The sequence below is a fragment of the Acinetobacter sp. ANC 4470 genome (assembly GCF_002135335.1).
GTDB lineage: Bacteria > Pseudomonadota > Gammaproteobacteria > Pseudomonadales > Moraxellaceae > Acinetobacter.
Window position 1 is genome coordinate 20,191 of record NZ_NEGC01000010.1, and the last position, 18,344, is coordinate 38,534.

Annotated in this window: 32 protein-coding genes and 1 tRNA gene; 15 read left to right on the forward strand and 18 right to left on the reverse strand. The window is 39.4% G+C overall.

The genetic code is table 11. From position 1 onward, the window contains the following. Nucleotides 1-6 precede the first annotated feature (6 nt). The 16 genes from B9T25_RS12995 to B9T25_RS13070 all read right to left on the reverse strand — a co-directional run bounded on the left by B9T25_RS12995 (nt 7) and on the right by B9T25_RS13070 (nt 10,875). Complete coding sequence (locus tag B9T25_RS12995) at nt 7-666, reverse strand: Ltp family lipoprotein (protein ID WP_228146885.1); 660 nt, start codon at nt 664-666, stop codon at nt 7-9. Nucleotides 667-716: 50 nt separating this feature from the next. Continuing rightward, entirely contained in the window at nt 717-2,711 is a 1,995-nt protein-coding gene (locus tag B9T25_RS13000; protein WP_213032999.1) for a phage terminase large subunit family protein, read from the reverse strand. Further along, nucleotides 2,704-3,204 (reverse strand): terminase small subunit, encoded by a 501-nt coding sequence (locus B9T25_RS13005; RefSeq protein ID WP_086188836.1) that lies wholly within the window; start codon nt 3,202-3,204, stop codon nt 2,704-2,706. The genes B9T25_RS13000 and B9T25_RS13005 overlap by 8 nt, the downstream gene beginning before the upstream one ends. A gap of 93 nt (nt 3,205-3,297) precedes the next feature. Continuing rightward, nucleotides 3,298-3,891, reverse strand: coding sequence for a lysis system i-spanin subunit Rz (locus B9T25_RS13010; RefSeq protein WP_086188837.1), 594 nt, complete (start codon nt 3,889-3,891; stop codon nt 3,298-3,300). Next, nucleotides 3,891-4,331, reverse strand: a complete 441-nt coding sequence (locus tag B9T25_RS13015) for a glycoside hydrolase family protein (protein WP_086188838.1) — start codon at nt 4,329-4,331, stop codon at nt 3,891-3,893. The genes B9T25_RS13010 and B9T25_RS13015 overlap by 1 nt, the downstream gene beginning before the upstream one ends. After that, the gene (locus B9T25_RS13020; RefSeq protein WP_086188839.1) at nt 4,328-4,696 is read right to left on the reverse strand and encodes a hypothetical protein; all 369 of its coding nucleotides are present in this window, start codon (nt 4,694-4,696) and stop codon (nt 4,328-4,330) included. Before B9T25_RS13020 ends, B9T25_RS13015 begins: the two co-directional genes overlap by 4 nt. 68 nt (nt 4,697-4,764) lie before the next feature. Then, a complete protein-coding gene (locus B9T25_RS13025) occupies nt 4,765-5,184 on the reverse strand; it encodes a Mor transcription activator family protein (protein ID WP_086188840.1) in 420 nt (139 codons plus the stop codon). Between the two features lie 7 nt (nt 5,185-5,191). Beyond that, a complete protein-coding gene (locus B9T25_RS13030) occupies nt 5,192-5,623 on the reverse strand; it encodes a hypothetical protein (RefSeq protein WP_086188841.1) in 432 nt (143 codons plus the stop codon). Continuing rightward, on the reverse strand, nt 5,620-5,784 hold the full coding sequence (locus B9T25_RS14590; RefSeq protein ID WP_171262792.1) for a hypothetical protein: 165 nt from the start codon (nt 5,782-5,784) through the stop codon (nt 5,620-5,622). Before B9T25_RS14590 ends, B9T25_RS13030 begins: the two co-directional genes overlap by 4 nt. Before the next feature lie 175 nt (nt 5,785-5,959). Continuing rightward, nucleotides 5,960-7,411, reverse strand: coding sequence for a DNA cytosine methyltransferase (locus B9T25_RS13040; RefSeq protein ID WP_086188843.1), 1,452 nt, complete (start codon nt 7,409-7,411; stop codon nt 5,960-5,962). Continuing rightward, entirely contained in the window at nt 7,408-7,944 is a 537-nt protein-coding gene (locus B9T25_RS13045) for a hypothetical protein (RefSeq protein WP_086188844.1), read from the reverse strand. The genes B9T25_RS13040 and B9T25_RS13045 overlap by 4 nt, the downstream gene beginning before the upstream one ends. Then, nucleotides 7,941-8,552 (reverse strand): restriction endonuclease, encoded by a 612-nt coding sequence (locus tag B9T25_RS13050; RefSeq protein WP_086188845.1) that lies wholly within the window; start codon nt 8,550-8,552, stop codon nt 7,941-7,943. Before B9T25_RS13050 ends, B9T25_RS13045 begins: the two co-directional genes overlap by 4 nt. After that, nucleotides 8,549-9,418: a replication protein gene (locus B9T25_RS13055; RefSeq protein WP_086188846.1), complete on the reverse strand. Its 870-nt coding sequence runs from the start codon at nt 9,416-9,418 to the stop codon at nt 8,549-8,551. Before B9T25_RS13055 ends, B9T25_RS13050 begins: the two co-directional genes overlap by 4 nt. Further along, nucleotides 9,415-10,080 carry a phage antirepressor KilAC domain-containing protein gene (locus B9T25_RS13060; RefSeq protein ID WP_086188847.1) on the reverse strand — a complete coding sequence of 222 codons (666 nt, stop codon included), beginning with the start codon at nt 10,078-10,080 and terminating at the stop codon, nt 9,415-9,417. Before B9T25_RS13060 ends, B9T25_RS13055 begins: the two co-directional genes overlap by 4 nt. 58 nt (nt 10,081-10,138) lie before the next feature. Further along, nucleotides 10,139-10,585 (reverse strand): phage regulatory CII family protein, encoded by a 447-nt coding sequence (locus tag B9T25_RS13065; protein WP_086188848.1) that lies wholly within the window; start codon nt 10,583-10,585, stop codon nt 10,139-10,141. 56 nt (nt 10,586-10,641) lie between these two features. Next, the gene (locus B9T25_RS13070) at nt 10,642-10,875 is read right to left on the reverse strand and encodes a Cro/CI family transcriptional regulator (RefSeq protein WP_086188849.1); all 234 of its coding nucleotides are present in this window, start codon (nt 10,873-10,875) and stop codon (nt 10,642-10,644) included. A gap of 124 nt (nt 10,876-10,999) precedes the next feature. Between B9T25_RS13070 and B9T25_RS13075 the strand changes: the two genes are divergently transcribed. The 5 genes from B9T25_RS13075 to B9T25_RS13095 all read left to right on the forward strand — a co-directional run bounded on the left by B9T25_RS13075 (nt 11,000) and on the right by B9T25_RS13095 (nt 13,215). Beyond that, nucleotides 11,000-11,671, forward strand: a complete 672-nt coding sequence (locus B9T25_RS13075; protein ID WP_086188850.1) for an XRE family transcriptional regulator — start codon at nt 11,000-11,002, stop codon at nt 11,669-11,671. Nucleotides 11,672-11,700: 29 nt separating this feature from the next. Further along, nucleotides 11,701-12,003, forward strand: a complete 303-nt coding sequence (locus B9T25_RS13080) for a hypothetical protein (protein WP_086188851.1) — start codon at nt 11,701-11,703, stop codon at nt 12,001-12,003. A gap of 158 nt (nt 12,004-12,161) precedes the next feature. Further along, nucleotides 12,162-12,371, forward strand: a complete 210-nt coding sequence (locus B9T25_RS13085; RefSeq protein WP_086188852.1) for a hypothetical protein — start codon at nt 12,162-12,164, stop codon at nt 12,369-12,371. 6 nt (nt 12,372-12,377) lie between these two features. Continuing rightward, nucleotides 12,378-12,926 carry a PH domain-containing protein gene (locus B9T25_RS13090; RefSeq protein ID WP_086188853.1) on the forward strand — a complete coding sequence of 183 codons (549 nt, stop codon included), beginning with the start codon at nt 12,378-12,380 and terminating at the stop codon, nt 12,924-12,926. Nucleotides 12,927-12,972: 46 nt separating this feature from the next. Then, on the forward strand, nt 12,973-13,215 hold the full coding sequence (locus B9T25_RS13095; protein WP_086188854.1) for a hypothetical protein: 243 nt from the start codon (nt 12,973-12,975) through the stop codon (nt 13,213-13,215). An 8-nt stretch (nt 13,216-13,223) separates the two neighbouring features. Here the strand turns inward: B9T25_RS13095 and B9T25_RS13100 are convergent, their stop codons facing one another. After that, nucleotides 13,224-13,454 (reverse strand): hypothetical protein, encoded by a 231-nt coding sequence (locus B9T25_RS13100; RefSeq protein WP_086188855.1) that lies wholly within the window; start codon nt 13,452-13,454, stop codon nt 13,224-13,226. Between the two features lie 168 nt (nt 13,455-13,622). Between B9T25_RS13100 and B9T25_RS13105 the strand changes: the two genes are divergently transcribed. The 10 genes from B9T25_RS13105 to B9T25_RS13150 all read left to right on the forward strand — a co-directional run bounded on the left by B9T25_RS13105 (nt 13,623) and on the right by B9T25_RS13150 (nt 18,113). Beyond that, nucleotides 13,623-13,952, forward strand: a complete 330-nt coding sequence (locus B9T25_RS13105) for a hypothetical protein (protein ID WP_086188856.1) — start codon at nt 13,623-13,625, stop codon at nt 13,950-13,952. 53 nt (nt 13,953-14,005) lie between these two features. Next, on the forward strand, nt 14,006-14,809 hold the full coding sequence (locus B9T25_RS13110) for a DUF2303 family protein (protein ID WP_086188857.1): 804 nt from the start codon (nt 14,006-14,008) through the stop codon (nt 14,807-14,809). Nucleotides 14,810-14,887: 78 nt separating this feature from the next. Next, nucleotides 14,888-15,142: a hypothetical protein gene (locus tag B9T25_RS13115; RefSeq protein ID WP_086188858.1), complete on the forward strand. Its 255-nt coding sequence runs from the start codon at nt 14,888-14,890 to the stop codon at nt 15,140-15,142. Further along, nucleotides 15,139-15,432 (forward strand): hypothetical protein, encoded by a 294-nt coding sequence (locus B9T25_RS13120; RefSeq protein ID WP_086188859.1) that lies wholly within the window; start codon nt 15,139-15,141, stop codon nt 15,430-15,432. Before B9T25_RS13115 ends, B9T25_RS13120 begins: the two co-directional genes overlap by 4 nt. After that, on the forward strand, nt 15,432-15,815 hold the full coding sequence (locus tag B9T25_RS13125; RefSeq protein WP_086188860.1) for a hypothetical protein: 384 nt from the start codon (nt 15,432-15,434) through the stop codon (nt 15,813-15,815). Before B9T25_RS13120 ends, B9T25_RS13125 begins: the two co-directional genes overlap by 1 nt. Further along, the gene (locus B9T25_RS13130) at nt 15,815-16,324 is read left to right on the forward strand and encodes a hypothetical protein (protein ID WP_086188861.1); all 510 of its coding nucleotides are present in this window, start codon (nt 15,815-15,817) and stop codon (nt 16,322-16,324) included. The genes B9T25_RS13125 and B9T25_RS13130 overlap by 1 nt, the downstream gene beginning before the upstream one ends. Continuing rightward, nucleotides 16,317-16,499 carry a hypothetical protein gene (locus B9T25_RS13135; protein WP_086188862.1) on the forward strand — a complete coding sequence of 61 codons (183 nt, stop codon included), beginning with the start codon at nt 16,317-16,319 and terminating at the stop codon, nt 16,497-16,499. The genes B9T25_RS13130 and B9T25_RS13135 overlap by 8 nt, the downstream gene beginning before the upstream one ends. Next, nucleotides 16,492-16,707 carry a hypothetical protein gene (locus tag B9T25_RS13140; RefSeq protein ID WP_086188863.1) on the forward strand — a complete coding sequence of 72 codons (216 nt, stop codon included), beginning with the start codon at nt 16,492-16,494 and terminating at the stop codon, nt 16,705-16,707. Before B9T25_RS13135 ends, B9T25_RS13140 begins: the two co-directional genes overlap by 8 nt. Nucleotide 16,708: 1 nt before the next feature. Continuing rightward, nucleotides 16,709-16,975, forward strand: coding sequence for a hypothetical protein (locus tag B9T25_RS13145; protein ID WP_086188864.1), 267 nt, complete (start codon nt 16,709-16,711; stop codon nt 16,973-16,975). Between the two features lies 1 nt (nt 16,976). Further along, nucleotides 16,977-18,113 (forward strand): phage integrase Arm DNA-binding domain-containing protein, encoded by a 1,137-nt coding sequence (locus B9T25_RS13150; protein ID WP_086188865.1) that lies wholly within the window; start codon nt 16,977-16,979, stop codon nt 18,111-18,113. Nucleotides 18,114-18,251: 138 nt separating this feature from the next. On the opposite strand, the gene B9T25_RS13155 is transcribed toward B9T25_RS13150, so the two are convergent. Next, nucleotides 18,252-18,328, reverse strand: a tRNA-Val gene (locus B9T25_RS13155). Between the last annotated feature and the right edge of the window lie 16 nt (nt 18,329-18,344).

The following is an 18,344-nucleotide window of genomic DNA, read 5'->3' on the forward strand; positions in this document are numbered from 1 at the left end:
TGAAGTTTAAGAACAAGCCCCTGCTTGTTTTGCTCCATGAGAGGCCTGACTTCTTGTATATTTATCCCCTGCACTTGACGAAAGTTGGTCGATTAACCCATTGCAAGAAAACCCACTCATTTCAAGGTACTGGATAGCAGTTCGAGCTGCTTGTTCATTCCAATCAACATTTAAACTATCTACAGCAGCCGTAGCATCGGCTTTATCATAACCATCCCCTGCACTTGACGAAAGTTGGTCGATTAACCCATTACGTGAGAAACCCGATATGTTTAGATATTGGTTGGCTGATCTGACGGCATTGCTCTGTGGTTGAGTTAAACTCTGAACACTCTCCACGACTTCTTGTTCTTCAACCTTAGGGGTTGGTTCAACAGATTTTTTATCTTCAGCAATTGGTGCATCTTCTTGAACAGGTTGTCCTGAAGAAGGCTCTGCCTCACGTTCTACCTTTGCAGTTTGCTGTTGCTGCTCAATACGAGCCCGCTCTTCATCTGACATTGTTGCATTAACAATAAGTGATGAAACAATCATGGCTGTAAAGAATATTAGAAATGCTTTCAGCCTAGTCTTTATTTTAAAAATACTTGGTTTTATCAAAGCCACAATTAAACATATAAAAAATATAACGCTTAAAAGCGTAAATAACCCATTTAAAAAAGCCATTTCGTGCCTATTATTTTAAAGAAACAAAGTTACATATTAACAAAAAATAATCACTTTTTATTCCCAAAAACTCTTTTCTTCTTAATCACAGTATTTTTGGGTTTTGAAACAACCGCTGATATAGATTCTTTTTTAACAGGCTTCCGCTTCAAAATCGTTTTAACTTCCGTTGTATTTTGATCAACCTCTTTTTCAACATTAGGTTCATCAATATCTGTAGACACACGCTCGGAGACACGCTTTAAATTCGGCTGCATAATTTTTAAAGCGGCCAAAGCATAAACACGGCAATCGAGTGCCTCATTACGAGCCCGGTCTGGTTTATGCCATTCACGAATCGGCTGCCCTTTAATATAACGAATAATTAACTTTTCAGCCGTTAATTGTCGGTACCACTCCTTTTCCCGGTCATGTGGAAAGTGACAATAACCTGGTCCTTTCTTTTCCAAATCTAAACGGCGCATGACAGTAAGTTTTGCTTCGTCGACCCCAACAATAAATAAATCAATTTTACGTTTATCTTTACCAGACTGTTTACGCTGTGGGCTTTGCACAATTGGCATTCCCCAACCGGCACGACCTTTAATCGCAAAGACTTTCCTATTTCTACGGCTTTTTACATATTCATAAGCCCGTTGTGTATAACCAGCGGTACCGCCCGTATCCAAACATGCAGCCGAAATACTGAGTTGAGCACCCGACTCATGCATATACGTATCTTCTAAAATATCATCCAGTTCTTCCCAAACATCATCACCCAGTGGATCCCCCCAAAGTACTCGATAATCTATGGACCAACTTTCTTCACCCACACCCCAAGCAACAATTTCCAACTCAAGCCGATCCATCTGCATATCAATGCCACAGGTTAAATACACACCAGCATTCGGTATTTGAGCTGTAAATTCTTCGGCGCGAAGCTGCAGTACTTCAGGATCTGCTTTGTCTCCATTCTCCTCATAAGTTTCACCCAGCGATACGTTTACAAATACCTGCAAGTCATCAAGCGCTAACTTATCTAAATAGGACTGCACAATGTCGCGCATCTTACGGAAAGTCGAAAGCATCTCTGGTGCATGAAAACTAATATGTCCTTTAAATGGTTTTTCTGCCTTCCATCCATGCCCTAATTTTTCAGCATTTCGAATTGCAACAATGCGTTCACCATCCGACCACACTTCACCGCAGCATTCACAGCGATAACAGGCTGTTTCAACTTCATGTTCTTGATCTAAGTCTTCTTTTGCATCTTGGATATTAGTTGATTTACGGCCCTGCCATGTGACATTTTCCCAACGTAAAAACTGTGCTTCATGGCAATGCGGGCATGGTACATAATAACGGCGCATATCACCTTGCTTAAAGGCATTCTCAACACGGCTCGCACCTGCAATGGTCGGTGTACTGGATTCTGTTCTTAATGCCTGATCACCAAATGTTGCTGAACGCTGAGCGAGTAATTCAATTGGATCGCCCTCAGCTGTGGCTTCCATGCCATCAATCTCATCTGCATGAGTAATAGGTGCTGATCGTGAGCGTAATGTTTTTGGAGAACCAGCCCACGAAAACATCAGCCAACCACCAACATAAGAAATCATGCGACTGTTATTTACACCATCACGGCTACGTGGCTTGGCCATCTTTTGTGAAATTGATTTATTGGCCTCAATCATTGGTCGAAGTTTAGTTTCAAGGAAGGTTTGAACATCACCCTGAGTCGGTTGTACAAATATCTGTGATTTGGGTTCGTGAGCAATAAAGTAACCAGTTGCACATTGTTGAATTGTGGTTTTCCCCAGCTGTGCACCTGTCATATACGTAATACGACGTACGCCATATTCTTTAATGGCATCAATCATGCCACGTTGATAAGGTGCATTATCAAAATTGATTGGACCGGGTATGGCGTTACCCACAGGGATTTTAATATTTTTTTCAGCCCAGTCACTTGGCAACATATTCGGTGGTGGCACCAGATGGTGCATTGACCTTTTTATAGCATCTAAAACAGATCCATAATTACTAAAAATAGAAAAATCACTCAATCTCTTCCTCCTCCAGCTCTTCTTCTGCCGAAGTTTCAAGTGCTAAAATAAGTTCTGCTTTTAGTTTTTCTTTAAATGTTCGTTCATCGGTTTCACCAAGCAACTGTAAAACTGCGCGTTGTGGCACGTTCATAATATTGGCACGTATAGCGGCAAATGCCATTGCTTGCACACGTTCAAATTCTTCAATTAAAGCTACTTCACCTTTTTTAGTAGCTAGATCCAATTCAGCCAGCTCGGTTTCGGCCTTTTGTTTTCGAACTCTTAGCAACTCAATATCATCAGGTATTCCACCTGTCGCATCTTCAACGTCTCGCTCGCGTAACCAGCTCGAAACGGCTGCAGTATTAAATTTCCATTCTTGCCCACGACCACCTTTCTGAATATACGGACAACCATTACGAACCCAACTATCAATTGTTGGTAGTGACACACCAAAGATATCGGCCAATCCCTGTCTGGTTACCTCTTGCCCTTTAATTACTGCAGACATGGAATCCCTTTTTTACTTCGATTTTCAGAATTAATATTTAAAAACAAATATTTATAAAAAACGAGACATAAACATAAACTACGCTTTTGAAGTTCACGCAGATATGAAAACCTGCGAGGTCTTCGCCCCCGCCTTGGGTGCCCCTCCGGAAGTACCTTGGGAAACTATTTTTTGATTGGTATTAGATGTTTCGGTCTGACCGTTGCATAACTCTCTATCCTGCTGGATGAGAGCTTGAGCACTCTTGAGTTGCTCGGCTACGGTGTCTGCTCTTGCGGCGTACCGAATAAGAAACTCGACATCTCTGTCGTGAAGTCCGCCTGTTGTGGTTGCATGATTGCCGACGGTGCTGTCGGCAGTGATGGACACATCAGGGCATTGCTTGGCTTTGAGTGAGTCGCGCAAGCTGAGATTGTTAGCGCGATACTCATCAATAAGAATGACTTCATTGTGCTGTAATTCCTTAATCTTTTCAAGGTACTTATCCTCAAGTTGCTCTTGTTTTTTGTAACTATTACGCTCACGATTTAACGCTTGATCAGCCTGTGTTTTAAGGTCTTCGAGCTGCGTCTCATACGTCTGTATTTGTTCTGATTGAGCACTGTTATATCCATAGTCATAACAGCACCATCCGATGAAAGACGTAATAGCCAAAAATACAACGGCAATAATCGCTGATATATTCACTATGTCCCCTGCTTAAATTGCCATATCCCTGTACGCATCTGCTCAGACATACGCTTAGCACGTGCGGGAGTTTGCTTAGCCCATAAAGAATTAAGCATGCCTTTTGATGCAGCAACATAATCCCCACTTTGGATCATTTTTAAAGTGTTATTAAATCCGAGTAAGCCATCCACACCCATCTGAAATGCCATATTTACCAACACACCTTTGCGCGTATCATCGAGTGCAACCCACCAAGGTAGGCGCTTGTTTAATTGATCAATCACTTTATCAATATCATTATTTAACAAGTACGCTGACTCTTCTTTTGTGATACCGCCGCCTTTGCGCTTATCAATTAAACGACCAACGCCAATTGTTGAAAAGCCTAAATGGTCCTTGTATTCATTAAGGATCTCACCTTCTTCACCACGCAACGAACGGATTAGATTGTTTTTCATTTTTTCCCACCACTTTTCCAATTCTTCATCATCTCAACAAAGAATTTTTTAAAACTAATCTGTTTATAAGCGCCAGACTTAATCCAAGCGAAGAACTCTTGCAGGACTAGACCACCAAGTGCTCCAGTAAGAAAGCCAATACCGCCCGCATGACTCGGTGCGAGCTCTGTGTAATGCATGATAAGTAATGTAAGGTAATGTGCTGTAAATGCACCTGACAGTAAAAACACGGCGTAGTCTTTGGGTGTTTTAAGCTGTTCTTTGTTGTATCGAGTTGCCACAGCTGCCCCCATCAATCCCGCAATGAAATATTGGAGCCCACCCAAATACTTCATTAACGCTACTAACCAATCTGGAAATGACATTCTTTCTTGTCTCTGAATTTATGGATTTATTGAGTATTTTTGTTCTTATTTCAGAGATATTTCATTATTCACAATTGCAAACTAAGCTGTTGCTTACTTATCTCAACATTCTGAATTCTTAAAACTATTCGCTCAGTGACATTGAAATATGATGCTAAATCTGCAATTGAAAACCCGCTTTTCATCATTGTTCTAATCCCCTCATCACGTTTTTCTAAAATCATGTGAGTACAGTGTGAGAGCACTAAGAGCTCACCACCAAAAACGGTCGACAGCTTTTGAGCATCAACATAACCCACGGCTCGAACCAAGCCATGCTCTAATGTTAATTTTTTCAGCTTTGGTACATATAGTAATAACTGCCCCTTACCTGAGCGCTTTTCTGTTTTATACCGTGGACACTGACTGACCAAGTAAAGGGCCTGATCTCGACCAATGACTTCTGCAATACTTCTTAAATCACCATTAAAATCCTCAATGTAATCCATACTACCCTCAAAATTTCGCAAATCGTTTAAACACCAACATGGCTGCATCACGTGCATGCTCATTCGTGCGACCAGTCCAACCCGTCATACGTGTAAAATCTGCTGCTTTCTTTTTTGTTGCATTTGCTGCTGGGTGAATCATCTTGAAATTAAGACCTTGTTCTGTGCACCAATCTTCCCAAATTTGCGCATCACGTTTAACTGATCCAACACCTTGAGCCTTTTCACGACCACCAGTAAACCAAGTACGTTTACGTGCATCTTCGATATAAAGCATGATGTCTTTAAGATCGTGCTCATCTTCATATTCAAGAACTCTTTGCATGGCTTGAGTAATACTGAGTGATTCCACTTTTTGAAGCACACCACCTTCGCCATGATCGAATGCCACGGCGAAGCCAGTATTAACACCAGTATCGATACCGATGAGGATTTTCATTCATCATCCTCATCATATTCATTACCGAACATTTCCTCGCATGACCGCTCAAAAAGACAGTCTGTGCAAATTAAGTCACCATCCTCATCCATAACAACATCATCATGGGTTCGGCATTTACCACATTCAGCATCATCTAAAATTAAATATTCAGAACTCATAGCACAAACTCCTTATCTTCTTTGCACCAACACACATATGCGATCTGGACAGTTAAATTGCGATATCCAACCCCCTCATCAAAATCAAATAAGCGCTCACCATGGATGTATTTCAATTGAAGGAAAAAAGGTTGACTCATAAAAAACATTTCAAAGTGAACTCTTGTGGTTTCAATCATGCTGCACCTCGATATTTATTTTCATGTTTGAAATTCGCTTCAACCAATGCACGTGCTAATTGTGGACATACAGAATTACCAACCATTCTTGTTTGTTCGGTCTTCGTTAAAGTGATTTGCTGACCATGCTCATTCGTGCCATGCGTAAAAATGTAATTTTCTGGAAAGCCTTGCGCCTTAAAAAGCTCAACCGGTTGCAGCATGCGAAAACCAATATCTGCAATTTCATAATCTTGCTGCCCAATTGTTACGAGTCCAAAACGGTCACGTGTTGGAATAGTTCTTAATGGCTCATCCACCGAATTACCGTCTTTTTCATTTCCATAAAAGGCTGTTAGAAAGGCGCGAACCTCTGCAAATTGATTTACTGTTGTAAGTGTATGCATCGGATCATCAAGATCCTGACCAATACAGCCGTTTTTCATTTTTGATAAATGGCTAACAACAAGTGAATTGTGATCTTTGGCTGTAATTGTATGTACCGGCTCTCTCAACCCACTCCCAATAACACCTGTGTAATTCTTCGCTAGGAATGCCGAAATAAGCGCATGATGACCACCTTTAGTTTGAGCGCAAATAGTTCGTAATGGCTCATCTATTGGCATTGATCGCTTGTTTGAAGCATTGGCGCATTCTGTTAATACTGGTGCGATGCTATTCACAACAAATGGCTTTTGATTATTAAAGACGAATTTCTTCAAACCACCTGCAATACGCTCAAGTGTGGCTGTGGCCAATGGACGTTTGCGTGTAAAAATACTCGGGCAATCAAGCGACCAATCAATACATTCCGCTGCTGTACGCCAAGGCTTTAAATTACCTTTTTGCACCTGGATGGAATCAGGATGCGCATGTGTAGGTTCAGGCCATTTGATCGATAAGCCATCACGACGAGCAATTAAAAAAAAGCGTTTACGAATAGTTGGTGATCCATAATCACATGCACGCAATTCACGGTAATCAACTGCATAACCCTGACGTTTAAGCGCATTCACAAATGAATTAAAAGTACGTCCTTTCTGTTTTGGACAAGGCTTACCATCCGCACCTAAATCACCCCATGTTTTAAATTCTTCGACATTCTCAAGCATGATTACTCGAGGGCGAACTTTTGCAGCCCAACGTAATGCAACCCAAGCTAAACCACGAATTTTCTTTTCAACAGGTTTACTGCCTTTGGCTTTAGAAAAATGCTTACAATCTGGTGATAACCAAACAAGGCCTACAGGTTGGTTTCCAGTGACTTCAATTGGATCAATATCCCAAACACTTTCACAGTAATGCTTAGTTTCTGGGTGATTGATGCGATGCATCGCTAAAGCTTTGGCATCATGATTTATGGCTACATCAACAGTGCGATTAAATGCTTGTTCTAGGCCAGTAGATGTACCACCGCCGCCAGCAAAGTTATCAATAATTAATTCATGAGGAAGTAAACTGAAGTTCATGCAGCATCCCCAAATTTAAAATTACTAATCAACTTTTTAACCAATGCCCACTTATCATCACCCAACTTAGAATGACCTTTTGCAGCATCACGAAAATGTCGCACGCGATAACCTGCCATTTCCGCAAGACGCTTAAAATCATTCTCATTCTTTGACTTACCAACAAACCGACCCAGCACAGTAATTTGCTCTTTAATCTGAGCATCATATTTTTGCTTTGCCTTAGCCTTGCGTTGTTCTATAGCAGCAGCCTTGTACTCTCTAATTTCCTGATTTTTGGCTTCAATCGCTTTTTCACGATCAATTCGATCTTGTTCGTTCGTTACTGCTCTTGCCTTGCTTGGCGGAATAAGACCATCTCTAAAATTAGAGAATCCATTGGGTAGCACTTGGATCTCAGATCCACTTGCTAAGAATTCTTCTAAATCTCGATCCAGCTGCTCACGTAAATTTTGCTTAGCCATGATTTGAGCATGAGTTATGTCTTTACCTGCTCGAACTGAATCAATTCGTTGTTGAAGAATTTCGTTCATGCTGCACCACCGTCACGACCAAGCGCATTCACATTTTTCAATTTGCTTAATAACTCAGGTGGGCATGGCACACCCTTACGATTTCCTGCATCAAAACCAAGTGTCTTAGCTGCTACTGGCTTTTCCCACATTTCTTGCACACGCCCTTTTTCTTTGGCTTGGCAAAGATAATCTTGATAAATATCTCTAAACGCGTAGTGAGCTGATTTCTGCCCTTCAGCATTCAAAATATGGCGAACCTCTTCGAGTGAGCGCTTAGCCAATTTTGTAATTTTGCTTAATGGGTCTGATTCAAACATCATCGCTTTAGCCCAAGCTTGATCCGCAGTCCACCAATCACCACCCTGTTCGCACCAGCTGCGAAATTTAGGAAGGTTGGGACACCACTCCTCGGAATTCATTCGAACGATGCCACGCGCGATATCAGCGTGATTCAAACCACTCAATACGGTGCATGCGAGCTGTGTTAATTCAATATCAGAATACCCAGCGTATTTTTTTGCGAATTCAGCGCCGTGGAGATCAGCAATGCGGTTTAAAACTAACTCAGCAACTTCGACTGGGAAATTCACAGCAAACGCGTTTTTAAATAATTCGATATTACTCATTGAGTTTGACCTCCAACGGTGCGCATTTGATTTTGATCTGCTTGGTTGCCAAAACGACGGCGTTGGATTTGTTGTTGGTTTTGATTTGCAGAAGATTGGGCTTTTGGCTCGTACACCCCCTGATAATTTCCAATGATTGCGTTTTCCAAAGACTGGTTTGCAGATGGACCAAATCCGATGAGTTTGTTCAGAATTAACTTCACGGCGTTTTCAGTAAGTGGTTTTTTCATCGCTAAACGCATTTCAGAAAATTGAATCCACAAATCACGATTTACGTTCGCTGGTAACTCAATCATGTTTGCATCGAAAGGACTTGGTTTTTCAGAAGCGGTTGATTCAGATTTTTCAGCCTTAGGTTGTTCAGGAACACACTTACTTTTTTTATTTATTTTTTTATTTTGTATAGTGTCTTTTGATAGTGTCTTTTGTGTGTAAAGAATTTTTACTAGCAGGGGTAAAGAATTTTTACTAGCGTAGTTAAAAATTTTTACTAGCAGTGGTAAAGATTCTTTACTAGCAGTATTGTTATTTTCACCTAGTAAAATATTTTTACTAGGGAATTTCACAGTCCAACCAAGGCTAGTTTCATCACCTAATTTGAATGTATTTCCATAAATCGTACTCGGCATTTCAACCAATAAACCGACATTTATTAGTTCATTTTTTGCCTTAATTACGGTTGGGCGACTTTTACCTGTGATTGCCTCAAGCTGACTTAATGAGATTGAATCCATCTCTTTGTTCCAGCCACGAGTTTTACGGCACACAACAAGATAAATCTTGCATGCTGCATCTGAAATTTGATTTAGAACATCATCAACGAAGGCGTTAGGTACCTGAAAACTATTGGGTGTAAATTGGCTCATGCAACAATCCCCTCGCCTACTAATTTCTCAATTACCCAAGCTTCACCCTTGGTGGTAAACATTGGCTGTGAAAAGCCAAATTCTGTCTGTTTAACCTCACCTAGCCCTTTATCGATAAACCATTGCTGAAACAGGCGTGCACGCTTAACGCCACGGTGATAAACATTGAACGCATCAAGACTGCGATTCATTGCAACCGCTGACATTTTGATTTTTTGTACAACTTGTGAGGCATTCAGTAAAGTGTCACGCACTACAATCTTTTCGTAATACTCGACCTTAGGTTTATCCAGTTCGATCTTTTTAGCTTGATCTGCTGCAAGTTGAAGTGCCTCTGAAAACGACTGGGGCAATTTAGTTTGATTTTCTAATTCATACCAACGCTTAACCAATGCCGCTGTAAATTCAGGACAAAGTTGAGCAACCACAGTGATTGAATCTAACTTTCCTTGTTCACCAGTGAAAACGCACACTTCGACACTATAAATTCGGTTATTGGCCTCTTTAGGCATAACCGCCATTGGCGGAAGTGCTATTACGCCTCGCTCAACCAACCTTTCGATTGAACGCTTTACATCATCATGACGAGACAATACAAGCTCTGAAATATCGAGGCTTGTTATACCCTGTTGATTGTGTTTAAAATGTGGCATCATATTCATTGTTTGAATCCCCTTAGATTTGAACAACCAAAAGCCTGAGTTCTGACCTCAGGCTTTTTTATTTGTCTACACATGCACGAACTTGCGCACTTAGTTCGGCTAAAATAATATGTAGCTTATTAATTACCCTCGACATATCCACGACCTCACCTTCCGTAATGCGGCCATCTGCCATCATTTGTTTGAAAACAGCCTGAATATCACCACCGCCAATTCCTGTACTTAAGGCAAGTTCTGTTAATGCTGTATCGCGACATTCTGGAATTACAGGTAAATCAATAGCGACCTTTCCATGTTCCGCATTAAGCTCATGCAAAATACGGAAATCACCAGTGATTCCCATCATTTTTGAAGCCTCTAAAAGCGTTAAGTGATGTGTATCCGTATTGGTATTTACTTTGCTGTTTAATACAGCTGGGCTTCTAATCCCCATACGTGGTGCAAGTGCATTAGCCCCACCCTTAAAATCGTGTACTGTGTGATATGCAGCATCTAATATGTTCATTTACAACCTCTTAGAACGTGTTTTTAAAATATTGAGTGAGGGATAATTGGTTATTCCTAAGCTGTTAGCTTTTCAAGGCTTCCTTTTAGGGATGGGCAAAGATCAATAGCTTTGAATTCTCCTTTAGTGGCAACCTGTGCACGGATCGCAACAAGCTCTGACATGTTTTTGTTTCCACGCACCCAGCTAGAAACAGCTGGCTGTTTAACTTGGAGTGCCTTGGCGGTATTTTCTTGCCCACCAAAATGGTTTACGAGCAACTGATATAAATCGCTGTTTTGCGCGCTCATGGTTATATCTCCGCTTAATATAACCGATATTATAACTATAGTTATTTACAGTCAATAACTATAGTTGTTTGAATGTATATAACCAAAGTTATATATTCTTTACAAATTGGATTGGTGTTGTGATATGTCGCTAAAAGATCGTTTAAAGGAATCCAGAGCGAAGGCAAAAAAAACTCAAGCAGAAGTTGCTGAGGCTGTAAAAATGTCTCAACCGGCTTATCAAGCTCTTGAATCAGGGAGAAATCAAAAGTCAGCTTTTATCCCGCTAATAGCTCAGTATCTCGGTGTCGATCCTTTCTGGTTAACTACGGGATCAAGCTCCGATTCATTTAATGAGTCGGATTTAATGGAACCTACAATCGTTACTGGTGAGATTGCTAATCAGTTTGTATGGATCGATGTTGTTGAGGCTAATTTTTCTTGTGGTGATGGCGTATCTATTGAATTTCACTTCGATGCTATCAATGGGAAAATCCCCTTCCCACCTTCATTTTTAAAAGATAAAAATGTCACTGAAAGCTCTATGAAGATTATCAAGGCTAAGGGTGACAGCATGGCTGACTTCATTAAAGATGGTGATTTAGTTGGAATTAATCTTTCGCAAACAGAAATTATTGACGGCGAAATTTACGCTGTATATCTAGCTGGCGAGGGAATGATTAAGCAAGTATTTAAAGAGGCTGATGGCTCACTGGTACTTCATAGCCTCAATGAAAAATATAGAGATAAGTTGGTAACAGAAGAAAATGGCAAAAACTTCAAAGTAATTGGTCGTCAAATTTGGCGTGCTGGATAATTAACATTTCTTAAAGAAAAGAGAACGTAATGATCGCAACACTTAATAAATCTAAAACTGCACTAACGATTAATCGTCAAGAATTTAAATTGGCATTAGATAAAATTGGCACAGCAATTGATAAACAAATAGTCTCGCTTAAAAAAGCCAAACAAAGCTATGACGCTGCGGAAATGGCACGCGAGGTCATTAGTGAGGCAAATATCTTTGAAGCTATTATTGAAGGGTTTAACGAAGCAGAAGAGACCAATCTAAAGCTAACCGACATAACTAATCTTGATGCAGCACAAGGCTGGATAGATGAATTTTTAGAAAAGTATTCTGAGCTATAACCCGCCTAAATTATCTTTTGTTGGCTGGATTAAATAACTGCGAACCTAACGCAGCCATCCGAAATAGGATGAGAAGGTTATTAAACTAACTGAAGGTTGCTGCTTAGTTGGTAAAGCTGTTGGTTTATATGGAAAAATTAAAACAAGGATATTAAAAAATGTTTGATTTACTGATAAATAGAGTTATTAAAAAACTTAATGATGCAGCAGAAAACAACCAAGAATTACTATTAACCCCTGAGGAGGTTAAGGTCTTAGCAAAAGATAGGGGAAGTAATCACCGCATCCCTGTTCTTACTAATGAGCAAGTTATCCAGCTATGCAATGAAGGTAAACTAGGGCAAAAAATCACAAATAAAAAGGATTAATAAAGCATGCCAAATTTAGAAGAAATCAAACAGCAACTATCACATGTTGGTGGCATAGAAAATCTGTTTGGTAGAAAAGAAATTAAAGAATTGCCAGCCATTTTATGGGATAACGAAATAGTTGAAGGGATGATTACAGGCACCTACAACAATGGTATGGGGGCATTATTCGCTACAAATAAGCGATTAATATTTGTAGATAAAGGGTTGTTATTTGGATTAAAAGTTGAAGACTTTCCTTTAGATAAAATTACCTCTATACAATATGAAACAGGCTTAATATTTGGAAAAATTACAATTTTTGCTTCTGGAAACAAAGCCGTCATTAAAGATACAGAGAAAAATTTAACTAGAAACTTTAGTGAAATCATTCGAGTTAAAATAGATAACTTCAATAAAAAACCAGAAGATGTTAATACTCAAATATCACCAGAAAATATTGAACTAAGTATGGAAGATAAAATTCAACAGTTAGAACGCCTTTTAAAACTAAAAGAAGCCGGAATTTTGACTGATGAGGAATTAGCTACACAAAAAGCAAAAATCTTAAATTAATTGTGAACCCGACACAGCCCCTTAGAACAGATCGGGTGGAGAAAAAATGTACGCAACCCTTATTACGGAATACTCACTACGCAGCATCTTGATGAATAGCGCTAATTTAATAGATGAAATGCTTCAAACTGGTGATGTGAATCAACATATGCAAAATAGTTTTACCTTCCATCTACCTAAAGCAAGTCAACATTTGGCTAACCTGCAATACGTACTAAATAGGGGTCGAAATAGCTTCCAAATCATATACTCAGAAGAAAAACCTGAGAGTTTTACCGCATTATTTTAAGGTTAAATTTACTGAATGTTGGAAGCTCGTTCTCGTTGTTCAATAAATCCTTTTACTATGCCATCAAGCATTTTTCGATCTATTTTATCTGCAACGAAATATGTAGGATGTTCTTGAAACACATAGTCCTCTATCTTTTTTACAGATGAAATAATATCGTCAATTGTTAAGCCATGTGTGTCTATTAATTTAAGTACAACCTTAGATCGAAATGCTTGTTTCTTTCTTACTTCACCCATAATTAACTCCATACAACCCACCCTGTGTGGGTTTTCTTTTGCCTAATATAACCATAAAAATAAATTAATATAACTAAAATGATATTTATATAACTATAGTGTTGACTATAAAAATAACTACAGTTATATTTAACTCGTAAACAACAAAATCATTTCGGGAAAATGAACATGTCAAACAAGCAAACTGATTCACAACAATTCATAGAAGACATCGGTGGCGGTGTTTTCTCAAAACAACTTGGCGTTGTAGTAAGTGAAGTTGCCAATAGCGTTATCAAAACGGGTAAAGCAGGTGAAATCACCATCAAGCTTAAATTGACGCAAATTGCTGAATCGCGCCAAGTTCAGGTTGAAAGCAAGCTCGCATTTAACGAACCGCTTGCAAAAGGTAAGCGTGTTGAAGAACACAACGAAAAAACGCCAATGCACGTGAACCTTGGCGGTGATGTAACCCTATTTGCTTCTCACACAAGCCAATTATTTGAAGAAAAAGCTTAACCCCTAATTTCATCAACCATTTTTTAAACCAACCCAACCAATAAGGTAAAACCATGGAACGTACAGAAGCAGAAGCAATTGTTGAATTAGCTACCCCTGTTTGCGATTTAGCTCGAGGCGGTCTAGTTGCGGTAAATAACGAATACAAAGTTGAAGATTTAGAACGTTTTGAAGTTGGTCGTAATCGTTCACGCGGTGTTTTGATTACACCTGCATTTGAAGACTTTAAAACATATATTTTAGATAATTCTGATTCTGGTCCATCACCTGTATTTGTAGACCATAAAAATGTAAGTGCTATTGCTGTCCTTAATTACTCACAAACAGGTTTTGATCAAGGTCACTGTGACCATAAAGCGGTATTAAAACTTGAGCCTACCGTGGCTTGGAGCAAGTTGAATCAACTTAAAGACACAAAGCTCAGTCAAAAACGCTTTGCCATTCTTCTTGAAGACTGGGCAGGTGTATTTGTTGCAACCACCGAATTTGGTGAAATTATCAATACTGGCGAAGCATTAAATGCTGTTCGCAATATGAAAATTAATGCAAGCGCTACCAAAGATAGCCAAGTAAATAATATGAGCGAATCTAATTCAACACTCGAACGCGTTGAAGCATCTGCCACTGTTGGGAAATTACCAAGCTATTTTGAAATTAATGACACGGCGTATGTGGGTCTTGAAGAAAAGACCGTTAAGTTGCGCTTGGTTGTAAATAGTGCGGATGGCGAGCCTGCATTCGCGTTGCAGATCGTCAAAGAAGAATTACTTCGCAATGAAATTATTCAAGAATTCAAAGCAAAAGTGATTGAGCTTCTCCCTGAAAATCCAGTTCGTATCGGTACATTCACAGCTTAATTTTTGACATTAAAAAGCCCTGATGCTTTCGACGGGATCAGGGCTTCTCGTAAACACTTGCAAGCTTACGGAGTAAGTATGAATCAAATCCCATCACACAGTCAAACACCTACGTTTAACGCCAAGAAAAGCCAAACATCAGCAATTCTGCATCAAGAACCAACGTACGTAGAAATGTACGGCAAGCCTTCAAGCATCATCTCTAATTTTTTCGCATTCCTTTTAATCATCATTACTGTTTTAGCCCTGTCTTACATGTATCACCGCAGTTCTGAAAAAGAATTACAGCATCAAGTAGCGCAAGAGTTGGTGCGTCAAGCTGCATACAAATGAAGCTCTTAGACATTGAACCCAAGGGAACCTCGTTCATTCATTTTCAATTAGCAGCTGCATTTGAAAATTGGCTGTTAAATGATGGTTACCAGGCTAAACCTATTAAACATGCAGCAGTTGTTCGTTACAGCATGGCAAATAAAGAAACGCTTGAAATATATAGCACTGGAAAAATGAATGAAGCAGCTCAGAAACGCTATTCACTTTTCCTAAAACAATATCTTCGACTTGGTAAATCAATGATTGCGTCATTGAAAGGCCAGTCTCCAAAAATGTTAAAGGTGGCGTGATGGGATCTAAAAAATTGTGGTGCGTAGCTATTCGCCCCGAAAGCGATAGCCCATACGAGCAAAGCCCTGCTATTTCAAAAGAAATCGCTGAACGTGCAGTAGCTCGATACAAAGCTATGACTGAAAAGGAAGGTAATCCATTCTCAATTGAATCATTTGATGATTTGATTCAGGTGCAGCAATGGCACGGTACTCGAAAAGAGCATGAGAACGAATGCTTTTATACAGAGGGATGGTTTGAGCAACCAATGTACCAGTGCAAAAACATTGAACAAGCTGAATTAGCTTTTAAATATGGTGAGATTGTTCGTTGTTACGACGATAAGGCGGAATTAATTACCCGTGATTTTGAAGAAGCAAAACGCTTCTATGAGGTGGCGTGATGGATATTAAAAGATTCAAAGCTTGGGCTGAAAGTAAAAAACTAAGCACGGATGGCGAGACTGGTCGTAATTGCAGCTATACATTTTATGACCCAAAAACTAAATATGCATGGGAAGCTACACAAGCCACCAAAGCTCAAACGATGTCGAAATGGTTTGGTGATATTCAATCATGGATTGCAGTCAATTCATTTTCTGCCTTGGACGCTGTTCATGAAAATATGCCGATCATTGATGCTAATGAACTGGCGAAATATATAGATTCATCAAATATCGACCTAGTGGTGCCTGAAGGCTTTGTTTTGGTGCCACGTGTGATTACTGATGATTGGATGGCAACCTATGTTGATCCAGCAGTAAGTAATTACTGCAAGGATTATGAAGATCTACCATTTTCTGTAGATGATAGCGAACTACCTGAAATCCGAGAAGCTTATCGACTACCAATTCGCAATGCACATAAGCGCTTAATGCAGGTGATCAAAGCACAGGAGCAAAGCCATGTATGACTTTAATTGCCCTTATTGCTCTTGGGGAATGGATAAGGAAGACACCAGTATTCACGAGGATGATCATATTGGTGAGTGGGATGTTACTTGCACCAACTGTAAAAAAATATTTGAACTTGAAGCTGAAGCAGACATTTCATATTGGGCAACCCCAAAGGAGCCAGTCAATGACTAACGAACAAATGGTCGAAGTGGCAAAGGATTTAACTGAAGCTCTAGCACCTTTTGTTATTAGTGGCGCTGGTGCGAAGTTACAGCTTGGTTCTGAAAGTATTAATGTTATTTATCACAGTCTTGTTGGTTTCACGAGTCGCAATGATCAACCGAGTGTTGATGTGAAATTGCCTTCTGCTGTAATTCAAAGTTTAAAAGAGGTAAGTTGAAGTGAAAGATAATATTCAACGTATCAAGCTCACTGTCTTTTCAAAGCGCTATTGGGAGGATGAAGAATCTCGACCATGTCGTGAAACTTTAATTAGCCATATAAAACGCGGCTGGCTAAGTGGTAAAAAGATTGGTACGCATTGGTATGTTGAGTGCACAAATTGGGGTGCTCCACTTTTCTATTCTAGTGAAACACCAAAAATTGATTTGCAATCTCCCCCTTTAACTGGAAATGCGATTGCGGATAAGATTTTGTCGGAGATCTAATATGTCACCTCGAGCACGCAAAGTAGGTAACTTGGATTTACCACCACATGTAGAAACGGATAAAAAATCTAATGGTCAGGTTTATTACCGTTATGTGCTACCAAATGGGCAAAGAAAATCTCTAGGTAAAGACAAGTCAGAAGCAGTTAAGGCTGCACAAGCCTTAAATGCTGCGCTTGATAGAAACCCTGACATTGTTTCGAGAATTCTTAATAATGCTAAAAGACCAGATACTCAAATTCCAAATTTTGAACAAGGTCTTAATGAGTTTATTAAGAACCGACTATCTAAAAAGAAATATGCAAATTCCACTATGGAAATCATTAATGCGAATTTAGATAAATATAGAGAAATGTGGGCCAATACTGCCTGCAATGAAATCACGCTTAATATGATTGCGGTTTATTTAAATAATCAGACTGATTATCAAGCTGAAAAACATCGCTCTTTATTAATAGATATTTGGAAATATTTTACGGCGCATGAATGGGCAAATGAAAATATTGTTGAAAAGACATTAAAGCCTATTCGCCCTGAAAAAGTTAAATTACGTCATTCAAATGAAGCTATTGAAAAGATTAAATCCGTTTCACCTGCTTGGCTGTGCCTTGCAATAGATTTAGCACTTCATTCTGTGCAACGGCGTGCCGATCTAGTTGTTATGGAAAGATCTGCAATTAATATCAAAGACAATACCATGACTGTTTTACAGCACAAATCTTTAAACTATGACAAGCCGATCTTCATTGAAGTCGATATGCATCCAGAGTTAAGAGAAACAGTTTTGAAGTGTGTTGAGCATTCTATGCAACTTCGCTGTCCATATTTAATATCTACTCGTCCAGATAAGATTAATGAACAAACTCGTACTGCAAAATTACACCCTTTTGCCGTGACTGAAGACCATTTAACGAAGCAGTTTAAAAAGTATCGAGACTTGGCTGGTGTATATGATGATCTTGAACCAAAGCAGCGCCCATCTCTACATGATTTACGAGCACTAGGTTTATATAACATCACTCAGCAATATGGTAAAAAATATGCACAAGCTTTAGCGGGCCATGCAACTGTGAAAATGACTGATCACTATATTGAAGGTCATGAAGCGCCTAAACCTGAGAAAATCAGCTATAGATAAAGCATTATTTTTAAATTTAAATTAAAGCTTATCCACATTAGAAAACTATTTAATTCCCCGAAAATAGCCCGAAAATACCCCTAACAAAAAGCCCACTACAATGAGTGGGCTTTATTGTGTTGATTAATCAACGAATTTTGGTAGGTATAAGCAGACTCGAACTGCTGACCTCTACGATGTCAACGTAGCGCTCTAACCAACTGAGCTATACACCTAAGTGCTGTGAATAAT

Bases quoted from the DNA above. Each gene is read 5' to 3' on its own strand.
- B9T25_RS13110 (WP_086188857.1), top strand. From the start codon at position 14,006: ATGGAACGTACAGAAGCAGAAGCAATTGTTGAATTAGCTACCCCTGTT.
- B9T25_RS13120 (WP_086188859.1), top strand. From the start codon at position 15,139: ATGAAGCTCTTAGACATTGAACCCAAGGGAACCTCGTTCATTCATTTT.
- B9T25_RS13065 (WP_086188848.1), bottom strand. From the start codon at position 10,585: ATGAACATATTAGATGCTGCATATCACACAGTACACGATTTTAAGGGT.
- B9T25_RS13070 (WP_086188849.1), bottom strand. From the start codon at position 10,875: ATGAGCGCGCAAAACAGCGATTTATATCAGTTGCTCGTAAACCATTTT.
- B9T25_RS13025 (WP_086188840.1), bottom strand. From the start codon at position 5,184: ATGGATTACATTGAGGATTTTAATGGTGATTTAAGAAGTATTGCAGAA.
- B9T25_RS13030 (WP_086188841.1), bottom strand. From the start codon at position 5,623: ATGAAAATCCTCATCGGTATCGATACTGGTGTTAATACTGGCTTCGCC.
- B9T25_RS13125 (WP_086188860.1), top strand. From the start codon at position 15,432: ATGGGATCTAAAAAATTGTGGTGCGTAGCTATTCGCCCCGAAAGCGAT.
- B9T25_RS13015 (WP_086188838.1), bottom strand. From the start codon at position 4,331: ATGAAAAACAATCTAATCCGTTCGTTGCGTGGTGAAGAAGGTGAGATC.
- B9T25_RS13075 (WP_086188850.1), top strand. From the start codon at position 11,000: ATGTCGCTAAAAGATCGTTTAAAGGAATCCAGAGCGAAGGCAAAAAAA.
- B9T25_RS13130 (WP_086188861.1), top strand. From the start codon at position 15,815: ATGGATATTAAAAGATTCAAAGCTTGGGCTGAAAGTAAAAAACTAAGC.
- B9T25_RS13140 (WP_086188863.1), top strand. From the start codon at position 16,492: ATGACTAACGAACAAATGGTCGAAGTGGCAAAGGATTTAACTGAAGCT.
- B9T25_RS13090 (WP_086188853.1), top strand. From the start codon at position 12,378: ATGCCAAATTTAGAAGAAATCAAACAGCAACTATCACATGTTGGTGGC.
- B9T25_RS13055 (WP_086188846.1), bottom strand. From the start codon at position 9,418: ATGAGCCAATTTACACCCAATAGTTTTCAGGTACCTAACGCCTTCGTT.
- B9T25_RS13020 (WP_086188839.1), bottom strand. From the start codon at position 4,696: ATGTCATTTCCAGATTGGTTAGTAGCGTTAATGAAGTATTTGGGTGGG.
- B9T25_RS14590 (WP_171262792.1), bottom strand. From the start codon at position 5,784: ATGAGTTCTGAATATTTAATTTTAGATGATGCTGAATGTGGTAAATGC.
- B9T25_RS12995 (WP_228146885.1), bottom strand. From the start codon at position 666: ATGGCTTTTTTAAATGGGTTATTTACGCTTTTAAGCGTTATATTTTTT.
- B9T25_RS13150 (WP_086188865.1), top strand. From the start codon at position 16,977: ATGTCACCTCGAGCACGCAAAGTAGGTAACTTGGATTTACCACCACAT.
- B9T25_RS13080 (WP_086188851.1), top strand. From the start codon at position 11,701: ATGATCGCAACACTTAATAAATCTAAAACTGCACTAACGATTAATCGT.
- B9T25_RS13045 (WP_086188844.1), bottom strand. From the start codon at position 7,944: ATGAACGAAATTCTTCAACAACGAATTGATTCAGTTCGAGCAGGTAAA.
- B9T25_RS13085 (WP_086188852.1), top strand. From the start codon at position 12,162: ATGTTTGATTTACTGATAAATAGAGTTATTAAAAAACTTAATGATGCA.
- B9T25_RS13060 (WP_086188847.1), bottom strand. From the start codon at position 10,080: ATGAATATGATGCCACATTTTAAACACAATCAACAGGGTATAACAAGC.
- B9T25_RS13105 (WP_086188856.1), top strand. From the start codon at position 13,623: ATGTCAAACAAGCAAACTGATTCACAACAATTCATAGAAGACATCGGT.
- B9T25_RS13095 (WP_086188854.1), top strand. From the start codon at position 12,973: ATGTACGCAACCCTTATTACGGAATACTCACTACGCAGCATCTTGATG.
- B9T25_RS13135 (WP_086188862.1), top strand. From the start codon at position 16,317: ATGTATGACTTTAATTGCCCTTATTGCTCTTGGGGAATGGATAAGGAA.
- B9T25_RS13040 (WP_086188843.1), bottom strand. From the start codon at position 7,411: ATGAACTTCAGTTTACTTCCTCATGAATTAATTATTGATAACTTTGCT.
- B9T25_RS13100 (WP_086188855.1), bottom strand. From the start codon at position 13,454: ATGGGTGAAGTAAGAAAGAAACAAGCATTTCGATCTAAGGTTGTACTT.
- B9T25_RS13050 (WP_086188845.1), bottom strand. From the start codon at position 8,552: ATGAGTAATATCGAATTATTTAAAAACGCGTTTGCTGTGAATTTCCCA.
- B9T25_RS13005 (WP_086188836.1), bottom strand. From the start codon at position 3,204: ATGTCTGCAGTAATTAAAGGGCAAGAGGTAACCAGACAGGGATTGGCC.
- B9T25_RS13115 (WP_086188858.1), top strand. From the start codon at position 14,888: ATGAATCAAATCCCATCACACAGTCAAACACCTACGTTTAACGCCAAG.